23 protein-coding genes are annotated in these 24,366 nt (G+C 35.2%); 17 read left to right on the plus strand and 6 right to left on the minus strand.

Features of this window, described 5'->3' with window-relative positions:
• The first annotated feature begins 25 nt into the window (after positions 1 to 25).
• The 3 genes from QSV08_RS07020 (at position 26) to QSV08_RS07030 (ending at position 1,868) form a co-directional block, all read left to right on the plus strand.
• Positions 26 to 700, plus strand: coding sequence for a DUF2625 domain-containing protein (locus tag QSV08_RS07020; RefSeq protein ID WP_324027691.1), 675 nt, complete (start codon positions 26 to 28; stop codon positions 698 to 700).
• Between the two features lie 58 nt (positions 701 to 758).
• Complete coding sequence (locus QSV08_RS07025) at positions 759 to 1,361, plus strand: hypothetical protein (protein ID WP_324027692.1); 603 nt, start codon at positions 759 to 761, stop codon at positions 1,359 to 1,361.
• Positions 1,362 to 1,433: 72 nt separating this feature from the next.
• Positions 1,434 to 1,868: a hypothetical protein gene (locus tag QSV08_RS07030; RefSeq protein ID WP_324027693.1), complete on the plus strand. Its 435-nt coding sequence runs from the start codon at positions 1,434 to 1,436 to the stop codon at positions 1,866 to 1,868.
• Between the two features lie 83 nt (positions 1,869 to 1,951).
• Here QSV08_RS07030 and QSV08_RS07035 read toward each other — a convergent pair whose 3' ends face one another.
• From QSV08_RS07035 to QSV08_RS07055, 5 genes are all read right to left on the minus strand, one after another.
• Positions 1,952 to 2,608: a helix-hairpin-helix domain-containing protein gene (locus QSV08_RS07035; RefSeq protein ID WP_324027694.1), complete on the minus strand. Its 657-nt coding sequence runs from the start codon at positions 2,606 to 2,608 to the stop codon at positions 1,952 to 1,954.
• 201 nt (positions 2,609 to 2,809) lie between these two features.
• A complete protein-coding gene (locus QSV08_RS07040; RefSeq protein WP_324027695.1) occupies positions 2,810 to 3,859 on the minus strand; it encodes an adenylate/guanylate cyclase domain-containing protein in 1,050 nt (349 codons plus the stop codon).
• Positions 3,860 to 3,927: 68 nt separating this feature from the next.
• Positions 3,928 to 5,271, minus strand: coding sequence for a TolC family protein (locus QSV08_RS07045; RefSeq protein WP_324027696.1), 1,344 nt, complete (start codon positions 5,269 to 5,271; stop codon positions 3,928 to 3,930).
• A gap of 16 nt (positions 5,272 to 5,287) precedes the next feature.
• Positions 5,288 to 8,410, minus strand: a complete 3,123-nt coding sequence (locus QSV08_RS07050; RefSeq protein ID WP_324027697.1) for an efflux RND transporter permease subunit — start codon at positions 8,408 to 8,410, stop codon at positions 5,288 to 5,290.
• 8 nt (positions 8,411 to 8,418) lie between these two features.
• Entirely contained in the window at positions 8,419 to 9,492 is a 1,074-nt protein-coding gene (locus QSV08_RS07055; protein WP_324027698.1) for an efflux RND transporter periplasmic adaptor subunit, read from the minus strand.
• A gap of 184 nt (positions 9,493 to 9,676) precedes the next feature.
• Here QSV08_RS07055 and QSV08_RS07060 point away from each other — a divergent pair, with 184 nt between their 5' ends.
• The 12 genes from QSV08_RS07060 (at position 9,677) to QSV08_RS07115 (ending at position 21,277) form a co-directional block, all read left to right on the plus strand.
• Entirely contained in the window at positions 9,677 to 10,573 is an 897-nt protein-coding gene (locus tag QSV08_RS07060; RefSeq protein ID WP_324027699.1) for an AraC family transcriptional regulator, read from the plus strand.
• 108 nt (positions 10,574 to 10,681) lie between these two features.
• Positions 10,682 to 11,011: an ArsR/SmtB family transcription factor gene (locus QSV08_RS07065; protein ID WP_324027700.1), complete on the plus strand. Its 330-nt coding sequence runs from the start codon at positions 10,682 to 10,684 to the stop codon at positions 11,009 to 11,011.
• 78 nt (positions 11,012 to 11,089) lie between these two features.
• Entirely contained in the window at positions 11,090 to 11,557 is a 468-nt protein-coding gene (locus QSV08_RS07070; RefSeq protein WP_324027701.1) for a DUF6428 family protein, read from the plus strand.
• Between the two features lie 24 nt (positions 11,558 to 11,581).
• Positions 11,582 to 12,211 (plus strand): low molecular weight phosphatase family protein, encoded by a 630-nt coding sequence (locus QSV08_RS07075; RefSeq protein ID WP_324027702.1) that lies wholly within the window; start codon positions 11,582 to 11,584, stop codon positions 12,209 to 12,211.
• Between the two features lie 2 nt (positions 12,212 to 12,213).
• Complete coding sequence (arsB, locus tag QSV08_RS07080) at positions 12,214 to 13,269, plus strand: ACR3 family arsenite efflux transporter (protein ID WP_324027703.1); 1,056 nt, start codon at positions 12,214 to 12,216, stop codon at positions 13,267 to 13,269.
• A 278-nt stretch (positions 13,270 to 13,547) separates the two neighbouring features.
• On the plus strand, positions 13,548 to 14,654 hold the full coding sequence (locus tag QSV08_RS07085; RefSeq protein ID WP_324027704.1) for an MBL fold metallo-hydrolase: 1,107 nt from the start codon (positions 13,548 to 13,550) through the stop codon (positions 14,652 to 14,654).
• 82 nt (positions 14,655 to 14,736) lie between these two features.
• Positions 14,737 to 15,339, plus strand: coding sequence for a TetR/AcrR family transcriptional regulator (locus tag QSV08_RS07090; protein WP_324027705.1), 603 nt, complete (start codon positions 14,737 to 14,739; stop codon positions 15,337 to 15,339).
• Positions 15,340 to 15,391: 52 nt separating this feature from the next.
• Positions 15,392 to 16,177 (plus strand): haloacid dehalogenase type II, encoded by a 786-nt coding sequence (locus QSV08_RS07095; protein ID WP_324027706.1) that lies wholly within the window; start codon positions 15,392 to 15,394, stop codon positions 16,175 to 16,177.
• Positions 16,178 to 16,196: 19 nt separating this feature from the next.
• Positions 16,197 to 16,931 carry an SDR family oxidoreductase gene (locus QSV08_RS07100; RefSeq protein WP_324027707.1) on the plus strand — a complete coding sequence of 245 codons (735 nt, stop codon included), beginning with the start codon at positions 16,197 to 16,199 and terminating at the stop codon, positions 16,929 to 16,931.
• A 26-nt stretch (positions 16,932 to 16,957) separates the two neighbouring features.
• Positions 16,958 to 17,773, plus strand: a complete 816-nt coding sequence (locus QSV08_RS07105; protein ID WP_324027708.1) for a hypothetical protein — start codon at positions 16,958 to 16,960, stop codon at positions 17,771 to 17,773.
• 302 nt (positions 17,774 to 18,075) lie between these two features.
• Entirely contained in the window at positions 18,076 to 19,803 is a 1,728-nt protein-coding gene (locus QSV08_RS07110) for a purine-cytosine permease family protein (protein WP_324027709.1), read from the plus strand.
• The gene (locus QSV08_RS07115) at positions 19,796 to 21,277 is read left to right on the plus strand and encodes a mannitol dehydrogenase family protein (RefSeq protein ID WP_324027710.1); all 1,482 of its coding nucleotides are present in this window, start codon (positions 19,796 to 19,798) and stop codon (positions 21,275 to 21,277) included. Before QSV08_RS07110 ends, QSV08_RS07115 begins: the two co-directional genes overlap by 8 nt.
• Here the strand turns inward: QSV08_RS07115 and QSV08_RS07120 are convergent.
• Positions 21,274 to 21,675, minus strand: coding sequence for a hypothetical protein (locus QSV08_RS07120; protein WP_324027711.1), 402 nt, complete (start codon positions 21,673 to 21,675; stop codon positions 21,274 to 21,276). The genes QSV08_RS07115 and QSV08_RS07120 overlap by 4 nt on opposite strands.
• Before the next feature lie 92 nt (positions 21,676 to 21,767).
• On the opposite strand from QSV08_RS07120, the gene QSV08_RS07125 reads away from it, so the two are divergent.
• Positions 21,768 to 23,279, plus strand: a complete 1,512-nt coding sequence (locus tag QSV08_RS07125) for a sensor histidine kinase (RefSeq protein WP_324027712.1) — start codon at positions 21,768 to 21,770, stop codon at positions 23,277 to 23,279.
• 3 nt (positions 23,280 to 23,282) lie between these two features.
• On the plus strand, positions 23,283 to 24,335 hold the full coding sequence (locus QSV08_RS07130; protein WP_324027713.1) for a response regulator: 1,053 nt from the start codon (positions 23,283 to 23,285) through the stop codon (positions 24,333 to 24,335).
• The last annotated feature ends 31 nt before the right edge of the window (positions 24,336 to 24,366 follow it).

Here is a 24,366-nt window from a genome sequence, read left to right on the forward strand (position 1 = left end):
AATAATTAAATCTGTAGTAATCAGTATGAAAACAATAAATGAATTAATAAATATTGATGAACCAGGCTGGGTATTAGTTGCTGAATGGATAAATGATGCAACCAACAAAGTTGAAATTCTACCCAAAAACGAGAAAGAAGCTGATAATGCACTGTATCAAACACAAGTATCAACCCGCTCACCAATGGGCGCTATAATATACGAAACTGGCGGTCTCTTAATTGACCATGGCTGGATCAGAATTTTGGGGTCTGGCAACCAAAAGTTAGATAGAACTTTACCTGATTGGAACAAGGGAAAAACATTTGAAGAATATGGAGATAAACCATCTATATTCTTAGTTGCCGATGATGTAGTCGGCGGATTTTTCGCTATAAATGGTGGTGCTTTGGGTGATGATTTAGGCAATGTATATTATTTCGCACCAGATGCTTTAGAATGGGAATCAATGGATATTGGGTATTCTGATTTTCTATGGTGGACACTTACAGGTGATCTGTCTCAATTCTATGCCAACGCACGTTGGACTGGATGGGAAAAGGAAATAACTGAAATTAATGGAAATCAAGGTATCGCATTTTATCCTTTTCTATGGACAGAACATAAGAGCATTGATGATTTGACAAGAAAAATAGTGCCAATTTCTGAGATTTGGGCATTTCAGCAAGAAGCGTTACAACAATTAAAAAATGGCGATTAACCTAGTTAAGGAATTAGAGCAAGAAGTTACTACACTTCAAGAATTACAATTATAAGAAATGACCAGAAATATAGTATTGACCTTTTTTTTCTTCATCAACACCTTCATTTCATTTTCTCAATATACATGGACAAATGGAGAGGTGATTTTAAAAAACGGAAAGACAATAACGGGCGAGGTTAAAATACCTGTCGTTTCTAAAGACTTAGTTCATTTTAATGGAAAATCTAAGGTTAGAGTAAAAAATAACATTAATGGAGACAAATCTGTATTTAATGAAGATCAGGTCGAGTTAATTAAGTTTATTTATTCTGAAAAAGAAATCGCATATTTCAAATACATACCTGTATCTACAAAGAAAAAAGAAATATTCTGTATTGTCACTACAGGTGCCGTTACACTTTATGGTAGATCTGTGGGCATGACCTCAACAAGACCTGGCACGATTACTTTTCACAATTTAAATGAATTCTATGCCCAAAGAGCAAATGAAGATATTGCCACGCCTTTACTAACTGCAAGACCCTCAAAGTCTTTTAAAAATCGTGCTACAGAATACTTAAGCGATTGCCCTACCTTAGTTTCTAAGCTAAAAAATAAAATTCTTAAAAAAGAAAATATCATTGCAGTTGTTGAGGAATATAATAGTTGCACGAAATAACCTCAACTATATTTTAAACAACAAAATAGCCTCATAAACGTTTATTGAATTCAACTTAAACCATAAATTATCATGTATAAAAAAGTACTTTTAGCTATTGCCTTGATAGTCGCATTTGTAAAAACAAGTAACGCTCAAAAATTACAAACTCAAGTAGAAGCAATCAATACTTTTATAGAAGAACATAGTGAAAGTAATAGAAATTATTACGCCAAAATTAATGCTACACAAGAAAATGTTTATTTCTATAACGAAATTCAACATGCAATGCAGCTTACGTTCCCTGTATTAAAAATGGACGCGGATAATATAAAAATCACCAAAAAAGGACTCACATTTTATCCGAAAGAAAAGGGCTTGGTGGTCATCAAAAACTTTTCAACTTTTGCTCCTAAAGACATTGGCACCGCTTGGCTTAATATTATTAAAATGAACAAGAAAGATAAGATAGAACTACAAAGCATGATGAAGAAGTTCATTATAGATTATCAAACTGCAATGAAATAGTAGCTTCTAATAAAACAACTAATAGTAAACAAAAAGCCCTAAGAATATACCTTAGGGCTTTTTGTTATGTATAGTTATGGCAATTACTTACCGCCGTCTAATTTATCTTGTAATACTTTCAATTTATCCCAATCACCTGAAGCAGCTAATTTGGCTTGCTTTGGCCATGAACCAGGTTTGTGCATGGTATAACGTGGTCCGGCTTCTTTTAGAATTTCTTCAAGAGTCTTTACAGACGCTCCAGCTAATTTCTCAAAAGTACCTATCCCCTTATCTGTTAAGATAGATGCAATTTTAGGTCCGATGCCTTCAATTTTCTTTAAATCATCTTTCTTAGCCTTGGCAGCAGGTTTTTTTGCTACTGGCTTTTTAACTGCAGGTTTCTTAACCGCTACTTTTTTGACCGGTTTCTTTTTCGCCGGCAAAGCACTTAAATCTACAACGCTATTATCAATACCTGAATACGGTGAAGGTACATATGCATCAGCTGCATAATCATTAAACCAGCCTTTATCTTCGCTTAAGTATCTAAACTCATACCGTTTACCAGTTTCTAGTTTTATGCTTTTCACATAGGATCCGTTCTTTTTTTCCATTCGGTAAGAACTATCGTTGGTTTGCCAATCATTGAAGTCTCCCAATAATATAACATTTGCTGCGCTAGGGGCTTCATTTTCCCCAACAGTAAACGTAACGGTAGTATGCGTACCCTTTCCTTTTGTCTCTTTTAGTAATGCCATTTTGTGTAGTGTTTTAATTCTAGATAAAAGTTACATAGAAATTCCTCATTTTCAAAAGTTTGCAATAAGTAATTCCTAATTTAAAAGTAAGTATATAATTTAAGGTGTCATATTATTCGATATTATCATTTAAACATGTTTAAGTAAACATTGATAATAGCAAGCCTAAAATATTCTTAGTAATTATTACTATGCAGTATATTATAATAAACGAAAAACCTTTTCATTAGATTTTCGACCTGTAAGCATGTAATCGCCCACATAAGTTAATTGATGCTTGTTTGTTTTTAGAAGATCAAAAAAAGATGTTGAAAAAAGAATATCCTCTTTTATCTCTTTACATAGTTGACATAAGCGTGCGCCTGTATTCAATACCGTACCATGAAATGCGATATCTCTTTTGTAATCGCCTACCTCAGCAATGGCAACAGTTCCAAAACTTATTCCGACCTTAAACTTGGGGGCGATACCATATTTTCTTTCAAATTGAGGAGCATCTTTCGTTAGGCTATTTCTAAAATCAAGATATAGGTCGATGCACTTTCCTGCGGCACTCGAATCTGAATTTTTCCAAGTCAACACAGCTTCATCACCAACATATTGGTATACCTCAGCATCATAATTGTCAATATGATGCGTAAGCTTGGTAAAACATTCTTGAATGAGCCTGCTGTATTTTAAGTGCCCTATTTCTTCGGCAATGGTGGTAGACTGGTTCAAATCTAAAAACATAAAAATACGTTGTGCTTCTTTGGGTCTAAAATACGTACCCATAACAATATCATAAAGATTGGTAGAACCTAATTTTCTAGAAACTTGAGCATATAGGCTAAAATGAAAACTGACAATAAAAAAGTATACAACATAGAATATATTGAGCGAAGCACTCAAATAAGCATAATGTGCATTTACCGCAGCATTAGTACTCAAAGGCATAAATTCGGTAATTACATATGCTCCAACTAAATGAATTACATAAATAACTGCGAACTGTAAAACAGCCTTTGTGAATACAACAATAGCGAACGGATAATCTCTTAGCAACGTGTTCATAAAAAAACCTTCACTTAAGCTTATCACCAAACAGTAAAAAATGAGGATAGGCAAAACCGAAGTAAACGTATATTGAAAATACGGAAGCCAATCTCCCTTATCAAAAACCTTTGCATTTATTACAATATCAAATGCTATAATGGCAATAAACCACATGAGCGCAAGTGTCAATATTCTTATGATTTCTTTCTTCTTCATATGACACCTTCTCCCACGATAATGTAGTCGTCTTTATAGCTATACGGTTTTAAAGCTTTTTCTATTGGCTATTGCTTTAAACTTTCTAAAGATGGCGCTGTTAACTGGTCTGTTCTATATAAAAAGGTAATCTCTTTATTCTCAAAATTCGTGTAGGCATTTATGAGATTAGACTGCGCATTCTGTGCCATTGCCTGAGCATCTAACAAATCTGTAAGTCCGCTTAATCCGCTATCGTAAGTATCACGATTAACTTTTAAGTTTTCTTCTGCCAATTGTTTGTTCTCTAGCGCATATTCTATTTGCTCATGTGCATCAACCAAATCATACCAGCTTTGCGTGATCGCTAATTTCAATTGATCAATACCGTCTTTTCTATTATTCTGGGTAATCTCTTCTTGTATCTTCTCTTGCTTCACTTTTTGCTTTCCACTTCCCCACCAATCAGATATGGGTATGCTCAGTGTACCAAAAGCTAGTCCGGTGAACTGACTACTCACAGAGTTATCAAAAGCACCAAATTCTAAAGCACTTACACCTACTGCAAAAGAAGGAAGTAAATCTGCCTTTGCCATTTTAATTTGTAGGCTACTTGCTGATATCGATTTTTCTAGAAGCTGGTAATTACTGTTTCCATTTAAATCTAAGTCAGGTTCGCTATATTTCAATTCTGGTGGAGCAATATTTTCAAAATCTGCGCTAGCTATCATATCTGAAGCATAAGCAACACCTACATACAGAGAGAAATCTAACAAAGCCAGTTTTCGCATATTCTCTAGCTTGCTCTTATTTAAAAGCAATTCGCTACGATTTACCTTAACCTGCAATAATTGATTTTTTGCAATTAAACCTGCATCCAATAAATCTTGCTGTTGTTTTAAAAGTTCATCTAAATACGCTTCATTGGTCTCCACTACTTTTTGCTGCTCTTGCAATTGCACCAATTGCCAGAACTTTTTTTCTGTCACTAACAAAACCGAATCTACCGCTTGCTCTGCTCTAATTGTTGAGGTTTCCATCTGTATATCTGCAAGCGCATTCGCGGTTCTAATTTTCCCGCCGGCATAAATGACTTCAGTTGCCATGGCACTGGCGCTATATAGATTGTCTATGCCGTTAGGTAAGATTCCCGTTATTGGGCTAATGAGGTCATTTGGTCCGTAAAGACCAACGGCGCTACCTTCTACAGTAGGAAAATAGTTGGAAATCATCTCTTTTTTAAACGCCTCGGACTTCTCTATGGTCAATAATCCGTTTTTAATGGCATAACTATGTTTTAGGGCAGCCTCTTGACTTTCTTCTAAAGTTATTTGTTGCGCAAAAGAGATATTCAATCCCAGAAGCATCGTCCCGATTACGGACAACAACTGGAATTTATTTATGACTGTATGATGTAATTTTATATATTTCATTGCTAGTATTCTTCAATTAAAATTCAGCATTAACGGGGTCTTTAATCGTATTCTCATCATCTTCTTTTCTAAAGAACAACCAATACAATACGGGTAATACGAAAAGGGTAAGTACCATGGAAAACATGAGTCCGAATGCGATAACGGTTCCTAAAGGTCCCCAAAGACTAGAGCGACTTGCAATCATAGGTATTACCCCAACTGCAGCGGCAGAAGATGTCAAGAAAATAGGACGCATACGTCTTTCTGCAGCAAGAATAGCCGCTTTCTTCACACTATAATGGTGTAAGTGGCGAAGTTCATCGGCATAATCGATTAATATAATTCCGTTTCTTACTACAATTCCGCATAAAGCCAAAAGACCCAAGAAAGACGTAAACCCGAACGGATATTGCATTAACAACAACCCAATAGCCGCACCAAAAATACTTAATGGCATAGTAATGAAACTTAACACGGCATGCATGAAACTCTTAAAGTGCCATAACAAGATTAAGAAAATCAAGGCTACGCTTAGCATTAAAGAAAGACCCATAGGTTTATTGTTCTCCTCTTGAAGTTCAAATTCTCCACCATACTCAATTCGTATATTCTCTGGAAATTGAATTTCCTCAATTTTAGGAATAATTTCGGCAAGTACTTCATTGGCAACTGCATCTTTGGTAATATCTACACGCACGGTAAGACAACGCAATCCATTTCTGTTCACAATCGTTTCTTGTGACCATTCTGATGCAATATTGGCTACTTGACGTAACGGAATTACAGCACCTTTCTGCGGAGAGATAATTGATAATTGCTGAAGGTCAGATACATTTTGATGGTTTTGGTTCTCACTCAAAATTTTCACATCAATAGCATAATCTTTATCCCATATCTCGGTAGCTTTTAAACCTGTAGTATTAATAGCTACGGCATTTGCAATAGCTCTATTGTTTAAACCTAAACGAGCAGCTTCATTAAACTTAATGTCCATGGTTACTGCCTCTTTCATATCACCATAATCGGTTCTACTCCAAATAGTTTTTGGCGTAGCGCGGGCAAAATTGATAATAGAATCTCCGTATTTCTTTAATTCATCAACATCAGTTCCGTATAAGCGAACCTCTATGGGTGCTTTAACACCAGCCATATCTAATTGCTTCATTCTAAGATATGCCTGCGGATACATATCTGCATACTTCTCATCATACTCTTTCAAAACCTCAACGGTGGTATCATCATCAATAGTTGTCACCAAAATCTGAGCATAATTTTTAGCAGGAAGATTTGGTGCATATAGCGTATGAAAACGTGGCGAGCTTGTACCAATAAAGCTGGTGTAATTCTCTATACGTTCATCAACCTTTAATATTTCTTCAAGTCCGTCAACAACCTTTGCCGTTTCATTAAGGCTATTACCAGGCGCTACATTAATTTCTATGGCGAACTGATTACGTTCAACCTTTGGGAACAACTGCTGGCTAACACCACTAAATAAAACTACACCAATTACGATAGCTGCAATACCTAAACCAATGGTAAGTTTATAATGAGCCATGGCTTTATTCACCGTAGTATTAAAGAATGATTGCAAACGATCTAACATCGATTTTTTACCATCTTTGTTTTTATTTGCAGGATCCTCATGTAGTCCCGTTTTAATGAATATGGAATTTATCATCGGTACAATAAGAATCGATATCAATAATGATAAAGTCAATGCAATGATAATTACATATGGGAATGCGCTAATGAAATCTGAAGCCACACCTTCCATAAAGAACAACAACGGATAGAAGGTGGCAGAAATAGCCAATGTTGCCGTAAATACAGACGGGAACAATTCTTTGGCACTACTTACTGCAGCTTCGGGGATAGACATACCTTCATCTAACTTCTCTACATAGTTATCTATAATTACAATAGGATCATCTACCACAATACCCAATACTACAATCAAAGCAGCCAAGGTTACCGTGTTCAATTCTATACCCAAAAAGAACATAACACATAAAGTAGATGCAATTGTAATTGGTATTGTAGCCGCAGCTACTGACGCTACCCTAAATGGCAACAATAGCAACGTAACCAGAATTACCCCAATTAAGGCAAAGCCGAATTCTTTCATGAAGTGACTTATGGAATGGTCTACTACTTCTGGCTGATTTGCAATTTTGGTGATTTTTATATCAGCAGGCATTTCGCTAATGATTTTATCCAAACGTTCATCTATCTCATCACCAAACTGAACAATGTTTCCCTTTTTAGCCATTTCTAGGGTAATGATCATACCCTTGGTACCATTAATGGTCAAATAAGAGTCTGGATCATCATATTCACGAACTACACGAGCAACATCTCTAACTCTAATAATGTTACCGTTTGCATCTGTTTTAATTACTTGGCGAGCGATATCAGCTTCAGACTTTAAAGTAGTTTCAAGATATATGGGTCTTTCTTTAGTGTCGCTTTCCAAGGTTCCAGAACCTACTACTGCACCTTGGTTTTGTAAGCTCATGGTAATAGCTTGTGGCGTTATACCATAACTAGCCAATTTATCTTGATTTACATAAACAGCAATCTGCTCTGTAAGTCCGCCAGAGTGCGATATTTTAGCCAAATTATCTATCTGTCTAAATTCGTCTTCAATATCTTCTACATGACGCTGAATGTCTTTATAGGGTCTTGTTGCCGACTCTACACCTAAAACTAAAGCTGCAGTACTCCCAAAATCACTATTTACCATTACCCCTTGTACATCGCGAGGTAAACTTAATTGCTGAAAGATTAAGATTTCAGCTTTTAATTTGTTCCAGAACTGCTCTGTTGCATCATGGCTAATCTTATCAGATACCTCTACATAGATGAACATGAGTCCATCTTTTGAATACGAGTAGGTTTTTGTTTTATCTACTTCGTTATAACCAAATAGAAACTCCTCTACTTTTGAGGTTAATTCATGAGCCACTTTTTCAGACGAAGCCCCTGGGTACGACCCAATAATTAAACCTTGACGAATAGTAAAGTCTGGGAATTCGTTTCTGGGCATATTCAAAAGCCCATAAATACCCATCAAAACTAACGACATTACAAGTACGAAAGGAAAGGTAGCATGTTTAAATGCCCAATCTATGATTCCGCTTTTTTTGTTCTTCATCTACTGTGCTATTTGGAATCATTAATTACTTCAACCGCTGTACTCTGCGTAAGCTTATGGTAACCAGAAACAATGAGTTGGTCACCTTTGCTCAATCCTTTTGTAATAGCAATACCATTATCAAAAAGCTGCCCTATATCTACATAGCGTCTTTCGGCACTGGTACCATTAACGATGTACACAAAATGTTTTCCATCTTCCATAACGGCAACACTTTCTGAAGGAATAATGATAGTTTGGACGTCATTGTTAGTGCCAACAGCAGTCTGCTTAAAGTTTACCGTGCAGGTCATACCCGGTTTTATTTTCTTATCGGTATTGTTCAATTTCACATAAGCTGCGTACACCGGAGAACCGTTATCAGATTGAATAGAAATTTCGTCTACTGTACCAATAATTTCTAAATCGCCTAAAGCGGTAATACGTACCGTTGCGCTATCTCCCTTTTTAATATTGTTTATTTCACTATCAGGAATTGGCAGTACAGCTTTTACCGTATTTATATTAATAAGCTCCACTACAGGCTGACCAGGTTGAGCCAAGTCTCCCGCATCCATCATTTTTTTACTGATGTAGCCATCCATAGAAGCATATATTTTAGCATGACGTACATTCTGATAGGTCATTTTTGCCGCTGCCTGAGCTTGCTCATATTGCGCACGTGCTTCTAACATTTTAATTTCTGCGATGCTCCCTTTTTGAAAAACACTGTTTATTCGCTCAAAATTTTCTTTTGCCAAACGCTCTTGAGCCAATTGTTGTTCATATTGGCTAGTATAAACCGTAGCATCTAATTGTGCTATAAGTTGATTCTTCTTTACAAAATCACCAATACCAACCGGAACGTTTAAAACGGTACCAGAAACTTGAAAGCTGGTATTAATGGAAACATCAGATTCTATAGTTCCATTATAAGACATACCAGCCGCAGCATTGCTTGAACTACCACCAACATTCATAACACGTACTTTAATTACTTTAGGGGCAGTTGTTTTTTCTTCACTACCACAACTAAACGCCATAAGAAGTAACAAAACAATTGAAACACTTTTTAGTGTAAACCACAGGTGTTTATCTTTCATATTAAATTGAGATTTATGTATCATTTTAAGGCTATCAATTTTAAGAGTGCAAAACTACATGAGCTATGAAGGTATAAAATGGTAGTAAAGATTCCAATTATGGTATTATTAGAACATCTAATACCTTAAAGGAGGTATTTATTGAATAATATGGTAGATTTATATAGAATTATACCATAATTACATGGAAGACATACCTCAATTAGGAATAACGGAGCTTTATAAAGAAACAGGAATTAAGGAAAATAAGAACCACCCTGGGTTTATAATCTTTAAGGCTGAAAATGTTTCAGATTTAATGAAAAGTGGGAATCCGTTTAGAAACCTCAATTATGGTGTGTCATTTTTTATGGAGGGTGATGGTGAATTGAATATAGATTTTAACACCTATAAGTCAAATAGCAACTCTGTTTACTTCTGTAGTCCGGGGCAAGTTTTTGCTGCAAAAGGCAATTTCACTAGCGGATTTGGGGTGCTCTTTCAAAAAGATTTTATGCTAAAGCCTAGCTCACAGCAGTGGTTACAATCGCTGCCCATATTTAGTAGGTTTTTAAATAATCCTGTGATAGAGGTGTCAGAAACAGACAAGCGTATTTTTGAAGCCTTATTGAACGAAATGGACAATGAATACCACAGTAGCACCATTTTAAAATATGATGCTTTAGAAGCACTTTTAACGTTGATGTTAGTTAGGCTCTCTAGAATATATGAAAGAACGCAGGGAGAAAAAATTAGTGTTGATGCTCACCACATAACAGCCTTAGAGTCGCTGATAAATAAACAATATAAAAGCAACAGAAGTGTTGCCGAGTATGCATCGCAAATGTATATGACACCACAAAACCTGAACCGTATTACCAAAAAGGCAATTGGTAAAAGTGTTAGTGAGCTTATAAATGAAAAGCTAATTATTGAAATTAAACGCTACTTGGTGCATACAGATATGAGTAGTGAAGAAATTGCCCATTTCTTTAATTTTTACGATAATTCTTATTTTACAAAAACCTTCAAAAAAGCAGTTGGTGAAACCCCAAAAACCTTTAGAAAAAATCAGAAACAGTTATATAAATTGAGAGCTTAACTACAACGACATTACCTATAAAGCATTAGGCAACCTAAATTTAATATATAATTAGCATTACAATTAATTATTATATCGTAATATTGCAATGAAACAATTAAGCAGATTATGGGATTAGCCAAAACAGAAATATTTACCGATGAACAAAATGAAATTTCTTTATTCGCGAAAGTATTCGGTCACCCTGCACGCGTAGCTATTTTACAATACCTATTTAAACTAGACAGTTGTATTTGTGGAGATTTAGTGAACGAAATAGGTCTTGCCCAACCTACCATCTCTCAACACCTGAAAGAACTAAAACAATTAGGTCTTATAAAAGGTAATGTAGAAGGCACCAGTGTTTGTTATTGTATAGACAAAACCAACTGGTCACATATGAAACAAGTAATGGTGCAGTTTTTAGACCAAGATGTAACTAACAACGATTGTTGCTAAAAAAATTTAAACACCTCTATCGCTTTATTACGATTAATAAACAAAAACAAGCATATAATTTTAATTAAAAACAATAGCATGAAACTATCAAAAATTAAAGAGCTTTTAGCTCAACAAGAGACTATAGCATTTCAATTACCGAACGGGGATTTAGTACCTAATCATTTTCACGTAACTGAGGTTGGTAAAATAACTAAGAATTTTATCGATTGTGGAGGTACTGTTCGTAATGAGGAAGTAGTAAACTTTCAATTGTGGAATGCCAATGATTATGACCATAGACTTCACCCAGAAAAATTAATAAATATTATTGAGCTTTCAGAAAAAGTATTGGGCATAGAAGATTTAGAAATAGAGGTAGAATACCAAGGACAAACGATAGAGAAATTCGGACTCGATTTTAAAGGTACAAATTTCATACTAACGTCGAAACAAACAGATTGCTTGGCTAAAGACAATTGTGGTATACCTGCTGAAAAACCAAAAGTAAAACTTGCCGAAGTTACTAATGAACCTTGTTGCGCACCTGACGGAAACTGCTGTTAACAAACCTATTATAAACTATAGACAATGATTACTACCAAAATAGATATGTTACCAGAAATAGGCAATCTAATTAAAGGGTTACAACCAGATTCTATCACAGCAGAACGAAAAGTTGTTTTGCAACCACTGGTTGATTTCATACAAGAGAAAACTGCCAACGACCTAGAAATTAGAATAAATTTCATTTGCACTCATAACTCAAGAAGAAGTCATTTATCTCAAGTTTGGGCGCAAACAATGGCTACTAACTTTGACATTAAAAATGTCTATTGTTATTCTGGTGGTACAGAAGCTACGGCTTTGTTTCCGATGGTGGCTGAGACTTTAAAAAATCAAGGATTTCAGATTCAGAAACTATCTGATACAAGCAACCCCGTGTATGCTATTAAGTTTTCTGAGAATGAGCATCCGGTAATTGGTTTTTCTAAATCTTATGAAGATTCATTTAATCCGGCTTCACAGTTTGCGGCAGTTATGACATGCTCGCAAGCAGATAGTGGTTGTCCGTTTATTGCAGGGGCAGAAAAAAGGATTCCAATTACCTTTGAAGACCCTAAAGCATTTGACAACACGCCGCAGCAAGCAGAAAAGTATGCAGAAAGAAGTTTACAGATTGCAACAGAACTGTTTTATGTATTCTCACAAATCAAATAAAAATGGCATCTAAAAAACTAAACTTTCTAGATCAAAATTTAACCTGGTGGATTTTTGCTGCCATGGCTCTTGGTGTTGGTATCGGTTACTTTTTTCCAAGTTTTCCAGATATCATCAATACATTCAATAGTGGTACTACGAACATTCCAATAGCTATCGGATTAATACTCATGATGTATCCGCCTTTGGCGAAAGTGAACTATGCATTATTACCAAAGGTTTTTAGAAACACCAAAATTCTATCTATCTCTTTAATCTTAAACTGGATTATTGGTCCGGTACTAATGTTCATTTTAGCCATTACCTTTTTATCTGACTACCCAGAATATATGGTTGGTCTAATTCTTATTGGTCTGGCGCGTTGTATTGCCATGGTGTTGGTATGGAACGATCTTGCAGAAGGTAGCAGCGAATATGGAGCTGGTTTAGTTGCTTTAAATAGCATCTTTCAAGTATTTGCATATAGTTTCTATGCTTGGTTATTTATTACTGTGCTTCCGCCCTATTTCGGTTTTGAAGGTGCCATAGTAGATATCTCTGTTGGTACTATAGCAGAAAGTGTTGCCATCTATTTAGGACTACCCTTTTTAATGGGAATACTAAGTAGATTGATTTTAGTAAAACTCAAAGGCGAAGATTGGTATACGAATAAGTTCATACCTGCAATTTCACCAATGACATTAATTGCTCTGCTATTCACCATTGTTATCATGTTCTCGTTGAAAGGAGAATTAATAGTCGAAATACCGATGGATGTGCTCATCATTGCAGTTCCGTTACTGATCTATTTCACTTTAATGTTCATTATAGGGTTTTTCTTTACAAAGGCAACAGGTGCAGCATATGATAAAACAGCATCAGTAGCATTTACGGCAGCCGGAAACAATTTTGAATTGGCTATTGCAGTTGCCATTGCAGTATTCGGACTCAATTCTGGTCAGGCATTTGCAGGAGTAATAGGTCCGTTAGTTGAGGTACCGGCACTGATATTTCTAGTTCGGGTTTCATTTTGGTTGAAGAAGAAATACTATGATAATCCGAATCCTAAATCAGCATAATTTTTAAAAAAATATAGCAAATTTAACTAAGGTCAGGTTTTAATACCTGACCTCTTTTTTGTTTAATTATCTTCATTATCGATACAATTACAGCTCATTACATTAATAACTTTGCCTACCGATTTTAGTTACTATTAAAATCTATTTCTCTTTAAAATACAGTTATTACGATAAACTATCTTTGCATAAATTTATTTAGAAGTACGACATCAAGTTCAGGTGTAAACTGAGCCACGGTCAAATAACATCATATGATCAAAAGAATATTAAAAAAAATAATGATAACAACCCTAATTATAATTGCCGTACTGGTAGTAGCTATTTTAGCATTCACCAATTTTTACCCAAGCTTCGGGGGCGATAGTACTAAAAGTCAGAAATTAGCCTATGAGCAATCGCAGCAATTTAAAGAAGGTAAATTTCGTAATGTATTACCGGTACCAGAAGATTTAGCCTTTTCTGACAAGCTTAGTTTGGCATATAAATTTTTCACTACCAAGGTGCCAAATGGTCGCCCTAAAGCAGATTTAGTTCCGCAAAAAATAGATTCTATAAACATTGCAGATTATAGCGGAGAAGCAAGAATGATCTGGTTCGGACATTCCTCTTTCTTATTACAGATTGATGGAAAAAATATTCTAATTGATCCCATGTTTGGCGCAGTAGCAGCCCCTCACCCACTTTTAGGTGAAAAGCGTTTCAATAAAGAATTTCCCATAGCCATTGAGCAACTACCACGGATTGATGCTGTTATTTTCTCTCATGATCACTATGACCATTTAGATTACGAATCTGTTTTAAAGATAAAAGATAAAACCAATCATTTTTACACTCCGCTAGGTGTAGGTAATCATTTGACCGCATGGGGAGTTTCTGATAGTAAAATTACAGAGATGGATTGGTGGCAAGAGACTCAATTTGGTGATCTAAAATTTGTCTGCACGCCAGCACAACATTTCTCTGGTAGAGGGTTGAACAATGCACAGAGTACCTTGTGGAGTTCTTGGGTAATTACCTCAGCAAATGAAAATATCTTTTTTAGCGGTGATAGCGGTTATGCTGATCACTTTAAAGAAATAGGGGAAAAATACGGACCTTTTGACCTGGCTTTAATGGAATGCGGACAGTACAATCAAATGTGGTCAGATATTCATATGATGCCCGAAGAAACCGCACAAGCTGGTATTGATGTAAAAGCAAAAAAGATAATGCCAATACACTGGGCAGGCTTTAAACTTGCCTTACATGAATGGACAGATCCTATTAAAAGAGTTGAAGCAAAAGCAACTGAGTTGAACTTACAGGTAATTTCTCCACAAATTGGGCAAGAGATTATAGTAAAAGACTCGGTGAACAACTATGGTGATTGGTGGAAAGGGCTATAATAACGCCCCTATATTTCGTTAAGAATAGGTTAAACACATCTAAAAACATTCTACACCGTATTTTATTAAGCATCTTTACGGTATGAAGCAGGCATTAAAATCTGAACTATCAAAACAACTGATACTAAATGAAGCATTTAAATTGTTTTATGAAGACGGTTTTAAAACTACCAGTATTGAAAAGATAATGAAGGCTACTACCTTAACAAAAGGTGCCTTTTACCATCACTACGCCAACAAGAAAGAATTAGGTTTAGAAGTTATCAGCCAAAAAGTACAAAGCCGAGTTCAAAAGAGAATGGTATATCCGCTATATCAAAATGGTAATGCATATACTATCTTAGAAAATACTTTTCTTAACAGTCTTAAGTCTTTCTCTATTTACGAGAAGCAACATGGTTGCCCAACAAACAATTTAATAAATGAAATTGGCGACAATGAAAAGGTGTACCAAAAAGCTTTAAAGAATATCATTGAAGAATGGAAAACCGCCCTCATTGATTTAATAGAAAGAGGAAAAGTTGAAAATTCTATTAAACAAGATATTTCTAGTGCCGCTGTTGCAATTTATCTCATTAGTGCATTTGAAGGCATACGCGGAATTCGAAAATTATACGATGACGATATAGTAATCAATGAATATTTAAATGGGCTATCTATATATTTAAAACAATTAAAACAATAATTTTTTTACCCAAAAACATACCATATAGAATGTTTTTAAAACAAATCTAAACATGAACAATAACAGAAGAGATTTTATTAAAAAATCAACGATACTAGGTGCAGCTGGTGTAACCATTCCCACTTTAGGGTTCGCATCACAAGATAAAAATGAGTTTATTGGCGAAAGACCAAAAGTGCTATTTTTCGATGTTAATGAAACCCTGTTAGACTTAACAGCAATGAAAGACAGTGTTGCAAAAGCTCTAAATGGCAGAAATGATTTGCTACCACTTTGGTTTACAACCATGTTACAATATTCATTAGTATCTACGGTAGCTAATCAATACAATGATTTTGCGATTATTGGCGCTGCTGCATTACAAATGGTGGCTGCCAATAACGGTATTACAATAAGTCATGAAGATGCTAAAAAATCTATAGTCGACCCAATTCGTTCTTTACCTGCTCACCCCGAAGTACCTGCGGCTTTACAATCTTTAAAAGATGCCGATTACAAACTTGTTTCGTTTACCAACTCATCTAACAAAGGTGTAGAGACACAATTTGAAAATTCAGGATTAACAAAATACTTTGATCAACGCCTTAGTATTGAAGATATGGGTAAATTTAAACCTCATGTCGATGCTTATAATTGGGCAGCTAGAAAAATGAATATTCAACCACAAGAGTGTCTTTTGGTAGCAGCACACGGTTGGGATATCTCTGGAGCATTATGGGCAAATTGGAGAGGTGCATTTATAAGTAGACCTGGGGCGCAATTATACCCCCTATCCCCTACTCCAGAAATCAATGAATCCAATTTAAAATTGGTTGCCGATAAATTGATCAGTTTATAAATCAATAAAAAATTAAACTATGAAATTAGAAGATAAAGTAATCATAATAACCGGTGCATCTAGAGGTATTGGACAAGAAGTGGCTTTTTTATTAGCAGAAAATGGCGCTAAAATAGTTGTCAATCATTCGAACAGTGAAAAAGATGCTGAAGCTACGGTTACTAAAATTAAAGATAATGGCGGTAATGCAATTGCTATTAAAGCAGATGTAAGCGATAGAGATCAGGTAACTCGGCTATTTGATCAAACTATAGCAGTATTTGGCAAGGTAGACGTATTGGTAAACAACGCTGGTGTCATGTTCAACAAAAAATTGAAAGACAACACTCAAGAAGATTTCAACAAACTTTTCGATGTGAATGTAAAGGGAGTTTTTAATATGTTGCAAGAGGCTGACAGTAAACTATCAGATAATGGTAACATTATCAATATATCTTCTAGCACAGTGAAACTAATGTTCCCTACCTACGCATTATACTCCGCCTCAAAAGCTGCCGTAGAGCAAATGACCAGAGTCTTTTCTAAAGAAATAGGCAGAGGAATTTCAGTTAATGCTTTAGCACCAGGCGCAACAGAAACAGAATTATTCTTAAATGGAAAATCACAAGAGTTCATAGATAAATTAAGTTCAATGAATGCATTTGATAGATTAGCACAGCCTATAGATATTGCAAGAGTTGTTTTATTTTTAGCAAGTGATGATTCTAAATGGATTTCAGGTCAAGTCATTGGCGCTAACGGTGCATTAATATAATCTTATACACATATAAATAACTACCCATGAATTTTAAAATTACCAGCATATTAGTATTAAGTATCATCATCACTTCTTGCAAAGGGGAACAAACTGCTAAAAAAGAAACTAATCAAACTCCTGAATTCACGAATAAAGGAGAAGAATTGGTTTCAAAAATGCTTGAAAAAGTCGGCGATTATAAAACGCTTCGTAGTAAGGAAGATGTCGTGTACACATACACCTACCAGACACCAGATGGTAAAACTGATATTTCAACAGAGAAGTACATTTTCGATGGTGAGTTATCTTATGGAAAGTACGAGCAACACCAAAGAACTTTAAGTGACTTACAGGGTACAATTGAACAAGGTTACGACGGTAAAGAGTTTTGGTTAAAACATAATGGAGAAATTCTAAACGATAGCATTGCCTTAAAAAGAGTTGCTTTTAATAGACCTACTAATTTCTATTGGTTTACCATGTTTCAAAAGTTAATGGACAAAGGCGTTTCGTATGAGTATTTAGGCGAAAAAACCTTAAAAGAAATTCCTTATGAAATTGTAAAAGTGTCCTTCAATTTTGGAGACTCGAAGCCAACAGATATTTATCAGCTATACATTAATAAAAACACATCTCTTGTTGATCAGTTTCTATTTACGGTTGCAGACTTTGGTGCTATGGAAACTCCGAATTTAATGACCTTAGAATATGAAGATGTGGACGGAATGCTTTTCCCTACTAAGCGAAAATATAAGAAATCTACTTGGGAAGCCGCAGTTAGCGACGATCCGTGGATAACCGTTAATTGGTCGAACATTAAATTCAATAACGATTTAGAAAGAAGTGAATTCGAAAAATAAGTGACTGATAATCATAAAATCAAACAAACTATTTTTAAACTTATAATAGCAGACAATCTACCTTTCGGTAGATTGTCTTTTTTTAAACAGTATATTAAGAATTAATCTGACTGAAATAGCTGTAACGAAATTCATGACCATTTTCTAATTTCAGACACCTTGAAGATTAACAAATTTTAATAATTGTTCTTAACAAATTTAAATACATTGCAAGCCTGTTTAAAATGTAACAAAGACCTTATAAGTCTTTAAACAGAACTCAACTCATTTTTTTAATAACCAACTAACTACCAACATAACTTATGTCATCAACCAACAACCACAGCACATTTGAAAACCTGAATGAAGAACAATTACCCGTTGCAAAACATAAGTTACATGATTGGACACATTTTGCAGGCTTATACGCTGCCGAACACGTAGCAGCAACAGAGTTTGTTATCGGTGCTACATTCGTAGCATTAGGGGCTAAAACAATGGATATTATTTTGGGGCTGTTGATCGGTAATATTTTGGCAGTTCTGAGCTGGACGTTTATTACCTCGCCAATTGCAGTAGAAACAAGATTAAGTTTATACACCTACCTCAATAAAATTGCCGGAGATTCTATGACCAAGCTGTACAATTGGGCTAACGTCATTATTTTCTCGGTCATATCTGCCGCCATGATCACCGTATCTGCAACTGCAGTCCGCTTTGCCTTCGATATACCTGCACAGTTAAACTGGTACCCCACCAATATGTGGTTTGTGGTCATCGTTTTCTGCGTAGGCTTAGTTGTAGTTTCTATTGCTTTATACGGATTTAACGCAGTATCAGAATTTTCAGGAATATGCGCACCGTGGCTTTTTGTTATGTTCTCCAGTGGAGCAATGGTTTTATTACCAGCTTTATCTTTGGATGTATTAGGAACAACGTTACCTAACGGATGGAATGATTTGATATCACTCGGAGACCAATCGATTTGGACAGGGGTTGATAGTGCCGGAAAGCCCGGTATCGGACTTGTTGAGGTCATCGGATTCGCCTGGGCTGCAAATACTATTACCCATTTCGGATTAATAGATATGGCGTTATTACGTTTCGCCAAAAAAAAATCTTACGGTCTAGCTACGAGCACAGGTATGATGTTCGGGCATTATGTTGCTTGGATAGCTGCCGGAATTATGGGAGCTGGTGCTGCAGTAATTATCGGTAAATCAATTGTCGAATTAGATCCGGGCGATGTTGCATATTATGCATTGGGCTGGTCTGGTTTCGTAATTGTAATCGTAGCCGGTTGGACGACAGCTATTACTAATTTATATAGAGCAGGTTTAGCTGCACAAGCAATTTTTCATAACCACTCACGAAAGAAAACCACCATAGTTGTTGGTCTAATTACCATTGCAATAGCTTGTTTCCCATTTGTATTCTCACAGATTTTACCATTATTGACCTATGCAGGTTTATTGGTTGTACCCGTTGGTGCAATCGTTTTTACAGAGCATCAGATATTTCCAAGAATTGGATACACCCGTTATTGGTCTCAATACCGCAATTTAACCTTTAGCACACCCGCTATTGTTTCATGGGGATTAGGACTGGTATTTGGCTTTGGCTTAAATGCTTTTAATGTAATGTCTTTCTTCTATTTGTTTATTCCTACATGGATTTTCACTATCGGAGTTTATACGTTTTTAGCTGGTCGTTATGGAGCAAAAGAGAAATACCCAGAAGCAGAAGAGCATGAAAAAGTACGTAATGAGAAAATTGTGGCTTTTCAAGAAAAACAAGCACAATTAGAAACTGTACCTAAGAAAGACACGAGTATTTTTTCTAAAATATTAAGTATAATATCATTGATTGCTTTAATAATAACTCTAGTGCTTGCAGGTATCGTTTTATTTGACAGTGCAAATGAGAACAGCTATATTAATAATAGAGAAATATTTTACACCTATGCATTTGTTTGTACTGTAACTTACTTTGTAACGGCATACTGGGTTTTACTACGTGGCAAATCATTAAACAAAGCTAAAAATGAATAAAGAAATCATGTTGAATAAAGAGAATTTAGCAGCATTAGGCAAGCAAATTCCAATTCCTACTTTTGATAGAGAATCATTAAAATCTGGAATCGTACATGTGGGTGTTGGTGGTTTTCATAGAGCCCACCAAGCCTATTATACTAATCTTCTACACGAAAAAGGAGATGCAACTAATTGGGGTATTTGTGGTATTGGTCTTCGAAAGGGAGATCAGAAGATTCATGATGTGCTACAAAAACAAGACGGACTTTACACATTAATTGTAAAGCATCCTGATGGTAAGATAGATTCACAAGTAATTGGTTCTATTATCGATTTTAAACTTGGTCATGAAACTCCCGATATAGTTATCGACCAAATGGCACATCCTGATACAAAAATAGTTTCTTTGACTATTACAGAAGGTGGCTATAATTTTAATTCGTCGACGGGTGAATTTGATTTTGAGAATGCAGATGTACAGCACGAATTACAACATCCGAATAGTCCTAGAACTATCTACGGATTTTTAACTGCTGCCATTAAGAAAAGACGTGAGCTTGGCTTACCGGCTTTTACGGTAATGTCTTGTGATAATATTCAACACAATGGTGATGTAACAAAAGAAATGCTACTCGCTTTCGCTACCAGACAAGATAAAGAACTGGCTGAATATATTGAAAAAGAAGTTAGTTTCCCAAATAGTATGGTAGATCGTATTACTCCCGTTACTACTCAGTCAGACATTGAATATTTAGAGCAAACCTATAACTTCAAAGACGAATGGCCAGTAACTTGTGAGCCTTTTATACAATGGGTAATTGAAGATAACTTCTCTAATGGTAGACCAGAGTTCGAAAAAGTTGGCGTGCAATTCGTACCAGATGTAAAGCCATATGAAAAAATGAAGCTTCGTTTATTAAATGCAGGTCATTCTGTATTGGGTATTCTAGGAGCTATTCATGGTCATCCAACTATTAACGCTTGCATGGAAGATGATTTATTCGTCACCTATTTAAGAGCGTTTATGGACGAAGAAGCTACTCCGGTTCTAGACCAACTAAAAGGCATCGATTTAACTGCATACAAAGATAGTTTACAAGAACGTTTTGCGAACCCAAATATAAAAGATAGCGTAAGCAGAATTTGCTCAGAGAGTTCTGCAAAATTGCCGAAATTCTTAATAGCAACCATTCAAGATAATTTAGCGAATGGCGGTAGCATTAAATATGCGACTTTAGTAATTGCTGCATGGTGCTATTACAGCGACAAGGGTATTGATAAAAATGGAAACTCTATTGAAATTATTGACGCCATGCAAGAACAACTGCATGCGGCAGCAAGCAAAACAGAAACTGACCCTTTAGCTTTTATTAGACAAGAATCATTATTTGGCAACTTAATCAATGAAGATAGATTCACCAGTTTGTATAGAAAAATGGTTCAGGAAATATACAAAGATGCTGATATTAAGAAACTAATGAAACAAGCTTAACTTAATAGTAAATCGATTTTAGCTAACACTATTAACTCAGACTTATTATTACCTGAGAAAGAACTTGCAATAGCCTTGGCCGTCTTTTTGGTCAAGGTTATTATTTTATCTGAAAATGCATGAGGGTGAATTTTATAAAACTCCTTAAAATCATCAAAACATTCATCACTAGTAATTGAAGACTCCATTAAAACATTAAACACAATTTCAATTTGGTTTGCAGCATCGGTACCATACCGGTCGGTAAAATCATCTATATACAACCAATCTTCTTTTACATACTCCTTAACCTTTTCCCATTCATTGTTATGCACAGTGCCATCACTCATAGCCACGGCATAGAACAACTTGCCTAAATTTTCATAAAGACCATTCATTGTTTTCGGCGTATTTTCCATTTTGTCTTGTCTTAGTTGATTCCTAGTAAAAATATAAAGCAACATGTTATTTTTATATGATAATTATCAGTCTTATTCGATATATTTGAAATATGCAGGATTTCCAGAAAAATAGTGACATTTTTAATTTATTATCAGAAGGTGTTTCAGAAGGCATTATCGTTGTAAATTCTGATCAAATTATTGTAGCCACAAATACGTCATCGCTGCAAATGTTTGGTTACGAGAAAGGCGAACTAATTGGTAAGCCATTAGATATTCTTATTCCCAAAAGATACCATGCCGGTCATGACGCACACGTAGATAATTTTATCGCAAAAAGTGATAAACGCCAAATGGGGCATGGTAGAAATCTATATGGTATCTGTAAAGACGGCAAAGAATTTCCTGTTGAGGCAGGTTTAAATCCGTTTGAATTTTATGGCGCTACCTACGTAATGGCATTGATAATCAATATTACAGAACGTAAAAATAGAGAAGAAGAATTAAGCCATTGGGCACGTATTTTTGATGAATCGCTGAATGAAATTTTTATTTTTGATGCCGATACGTTTAAGTTTTTGAATATAAATAAAGAAGCGCAACGAAATATAGGGTATTCATTTGAAGAGTTATACACAATGACTCCTGTTGACATTAAACCCGATATGGATATTTCTGAATTCAATACCTTGATATCTCCCTTGTTAAAAGATGAGACAGCAAGAGTTAAATTTGAAACCAAACATGGCAGAAAAGACGGAACTAAATACCCCGTCGAAGTTCACCTACAATTATCAAACTTAGGAGAAAAGAAAGTATTTGTAGCTTTTATTTTAGATATTACCGAAAGAAAAAATTACACTGAAAACTTAGAAAATATAGTTGAAGAACGTACCCAACAACTTACAGAAGCTCTGGCGGTTGAGAAAGAATTGAACGAGCTTAAAACACGTTTTTTGTCCCTGGTATCACATGAATTTAAAACCCCTTTAAGCAGTATATTAACATCGATTACCTTACTTGGTAAATATACCGAAACAGAACAACAGCCAAAAAGAGATAAGCACGTAACTACTATTAAGAATAAGGTAAAATATTTAGATACTATACTGAATGATTTTCTATCTGTAGAACGCCTAGAATCTGGAAAGGTGAATTATAAAATCGAAGAATTTCCGCTTAGTAAAACAGTTAATGAGGTAGTATATAACGCAAACATGTTACTTAAATCTGGCCAACAAATACGTTACCCAGAAAACATTGATGAATTAAATATACAATTCGATGAAAAGACCTTAGAATTGGCGTTATCCAATTTAGTACATAATGCTATTAAGTACTCTCCTGAAGATTCCACCATTAATATAAAGGTGGACATAAAAGATACAGGTTACGCCATTAGCGTTATTGATGAAGGCATTGGTATACCAGAAGAAGAGCAAAAACACATATTTAATCGTTATTTTAGAGCAGAGAACGCTTTATTGACACAAGGCACCGGCATTGGTTTAAATATTGCAAAACAACATATAGAGAATTTAGGTGGCAGTCTTGAGTTTTCAAGTGTAGAAAGCAAAGGGTCAACATTCACTCTAAGCATACCTAAATTAAAAACCAACTAGAAGATGAAAAGAATTTTATTGATTGAGGACGACAAAGCCTTACGAGAAAATACCGAAGAACTTTTAGAATTAGCGGGTTATACTGTTATGACGGCACCTAATGGAAAAATAGGTATTACAGCCGCCATTGAGAATTTACCTGACATTATCATTTGCGATATTATGATGCCCGAGGTTGACGGTTATGGTGTTTTAGAAAGTTTAACAAATAATGAAAAGACAAAACAAATACCTTTCATTTTTTTATCTGCAAAAACAGAGCATAAAGAAATAAGAAAAGGAATGGATTTAGGTGCAGATGACTACCTAACCAAACCCTTTGATGAAGAAGATTTAATGAGTGCGGTAGAGAGTAGATTAGCCAAAGCTGAACTCTTGTTACGAATGCAAGATGAAACTTCAAAAGAACATGGTGTTTCAGAGAATGAAATGCGAACCATTCATGAACTTAAAAACTTTTTTGATGATAATGGCGAGGTAGTAAATTTCAAGCAAGGAGAAAATATTTATGAAGAAGATAGCCGTTCTAACAAAATTTATCTTGTTTTAAAAGGACTTGTAAAGTGCTACAACATGGATCCTGACGGAAAAGAATTGATTACATCTTTAGCTAAAGCAGATGATTTTTTAGGCTTCACCTCTTTTTTAAACAATGTACCTTATCAAGAATCGGCTACAGCAATGAGCGATGTCGAGTTAGCAGGCATTTCTAAAGAAAGCTTAACAGAAATTCTGAACGAAAACAAGACCATTTCTATGGAACTTATGGAGCTTTTATCTGCAAATATTTCTAATATAAAAGCTCAATTATTACAAATGGCCTATAGTTCTGTACGCAGAAAAACAGCGCAGACCTTATTACAATTTGCAGATGTTATGAATACCAAACCAGATGAGCCCATTAGAATTTCACGTAATGACCTAGCAAGTGTTGCAGGCATAGCGACCGAAAGTTTGATACGCACATTATCTGGTTTTAAAAAAGAAGGTCTTATAGCCGTCGAAGGTAGAAATATTCAAATATTAGAACTCAAAGCATTACAATATGTAAATTAAGCGATATCTGATAAATATCATTTATCACGTT

Origin of the sequence: Maribacter sp. BPC-D8, from assembly GCF_035207705.1 — a bacterium.
Classification (GTDB): Bacteria; Bacteroidota; Bacteroidia; order Flavobacteriales; family Flavobacteriaceae; genus Maribacter.

What these genes read in the sequence shown, in the direction of transcription:
- arsB (WP_324027703.1), top strand. Translation starts at nt 12,214, where the DNA reads ATGGCATCTAAAAAACTAAACTTTCTAGATCAAAATTTAACCTGGTGG.
- QSV08_RS07030 (WP_324027693.1), top strand. Translation starts at nt 1,434, where the DNA reads ATGTATAAAAAAGTACTTTTAGCTATTGCCTTGATAGTCGCATTTGTA.
- QSV08_RS07045 (WP_324027696.1), bottom strand. Translation starts at nt 5,271, where the DNA reads ATGAAATATATAAAATTACATCATACAGTCATAAATAAATTCCAGTTG.
- QSV08_RS07025 (WP_324027692.1), top strand. Translation starts at nt 759, where the DNA reads ATGACCAGAAATATAGTATTGACCTTTTTTTTCTTCATCAACACCTTC.
- QSV08_RS07085 (WP_324027704.1), top strand. Translation starts at nt 13,548, where the DNA reads ATGATAACAACCCTAATTATAATTGCCGTACTGGTAGTAGCTATTTTA.
- QSV08_RS07065 (WP_324027700.1), top strand. Translation starts at nt 10,682, where the DNA reads ATGGGATTAGCCAAAACAGAAATATTTACCGATGAACAAAATGAAATT.
- QSV08_RS07055 (WP_324027698.1), bottom strand. Translation starts at nt 9,492, where the DNA reads ATGAAAGATAAACACCTGTGGTTTACACTAAAAAGTGTTTCAATTGTT.
- QSV08_RS07090 (WP_324027705.1), top strand. Translation starts at nt 14,737, where the DNA reads ATGAAGCAGGCATTAAAATCTGAACTATCAAAACAACTGATACTAAAT.
- QSV08_RS07130 (WP_324027713.1), top strand. Translation starts at nt 23,283, where the DNA reads ATGAAAAGAATTTTATTGATTGAGGACGACAAAGCCTTACGAGAAAAT.
- QSV08_RS07075 (WP_324027702.1), top strand. Translation starts at nt 11,582, where the DNA reads ATGATTACTACCAAAATAGATATGTTACCAGAAATAGGCAATCTAATT.
- QSV08_RS07105 (WP_324027708.1), top strand. Translation starts at nt 16,958, where the DNA reads ATGAATTTTAAAATTACCAGCATATTAGTATTAAGTATCATCATCACT.
- QSV08_RS07120 (WP_324027711.1), bottom strand. Translation starts at nt 21,675, where the DNA reads ATGGAAAATACGCCGAAAACAATGAATGGTCTTTATGAAAATTTAGGC.
- QSV08_RS07070 (WP_324027701.1), top strand. Translation starts at nt 11,090, where the DNA reads ATGAAACTATCAAAAATTAAAGAGCTTTTAGCTCAACAAGAGACTATA.
- QSV08_RS07110 (WP_324027709.1), top strand. Translation starts at nt 18,076, where the DNA reads ATGTCATCAACCAACAACCACAGCACATTTGAAAACCTGAATGAAGAA.
- QSV08_RS07040 (WP_324027695.1), bottom strand. Translation starts at nt 3,859, where the DNA reads ATGAAGAAGAAAGAAATCATAAGAATATTGACACTTGCGCTCATGTGG.
- QSV08_RS07060 (WP_324027699.1), top strand. Translation starts at nt 9,677, where the DNA reads ATGGAAGACATACCTCAATTAGGAATAACGGAGCTTTATAAAGAAACA.
- QSV08_RS07050 (WP_324027697.1), bottom strand. Translation starts at nt 8,410, where the DNA reads ATGAAGAACAAAAAAAGCGGAATCATAGATTGGGCATTTAAACATGCT.
- QSV08_RS07125 (WP_324027712.1), top strand. Translation starts at nt 21,768, where the DNA reads ATGCAGGATTTCCAGAAAAATAGTGACATTTTTAATTTATTATCAGAA.
- QSV08_RS07095 (WP_324027706.1), top strand. Translation starts at nt 15,392, where the DNA reads ATGAACAATAACAGAAGAGATTTTATTAAAAAATCAACGATACTAGGT.
- QSV08_RS07115 (WP_324027710.1), top strand. Translation starts at nt 19,796, where the DNA reads ATGAATAAAGAAATCATGTTGAATAAAGAGAATTTAGCAGCATTAGGC.
- QSV08_RS07020 (WP_324027691.1), top strand. Translation starts at nt 26, where the DNA reads ATGAAAACAATAAATGAATTAATAAATATTGATGAACCAGGCTGGGTA.
- QSV08_RS07100 (WP_324027707.1), top strand. Translation starts at nt 16,197, where the DNA reads ATGAAATTAGAAGATAAAGTAATCATAATAACCGGTGCATCTAGAGGT.
- QSV08_RS07035 (WP_324027694.1), bottom strand. Translation starts at nt 2,608, where the DNA reads ATGGCATTACTAAAAGAGACAAAAGGAAAGGGTACGCATACTACCGTT.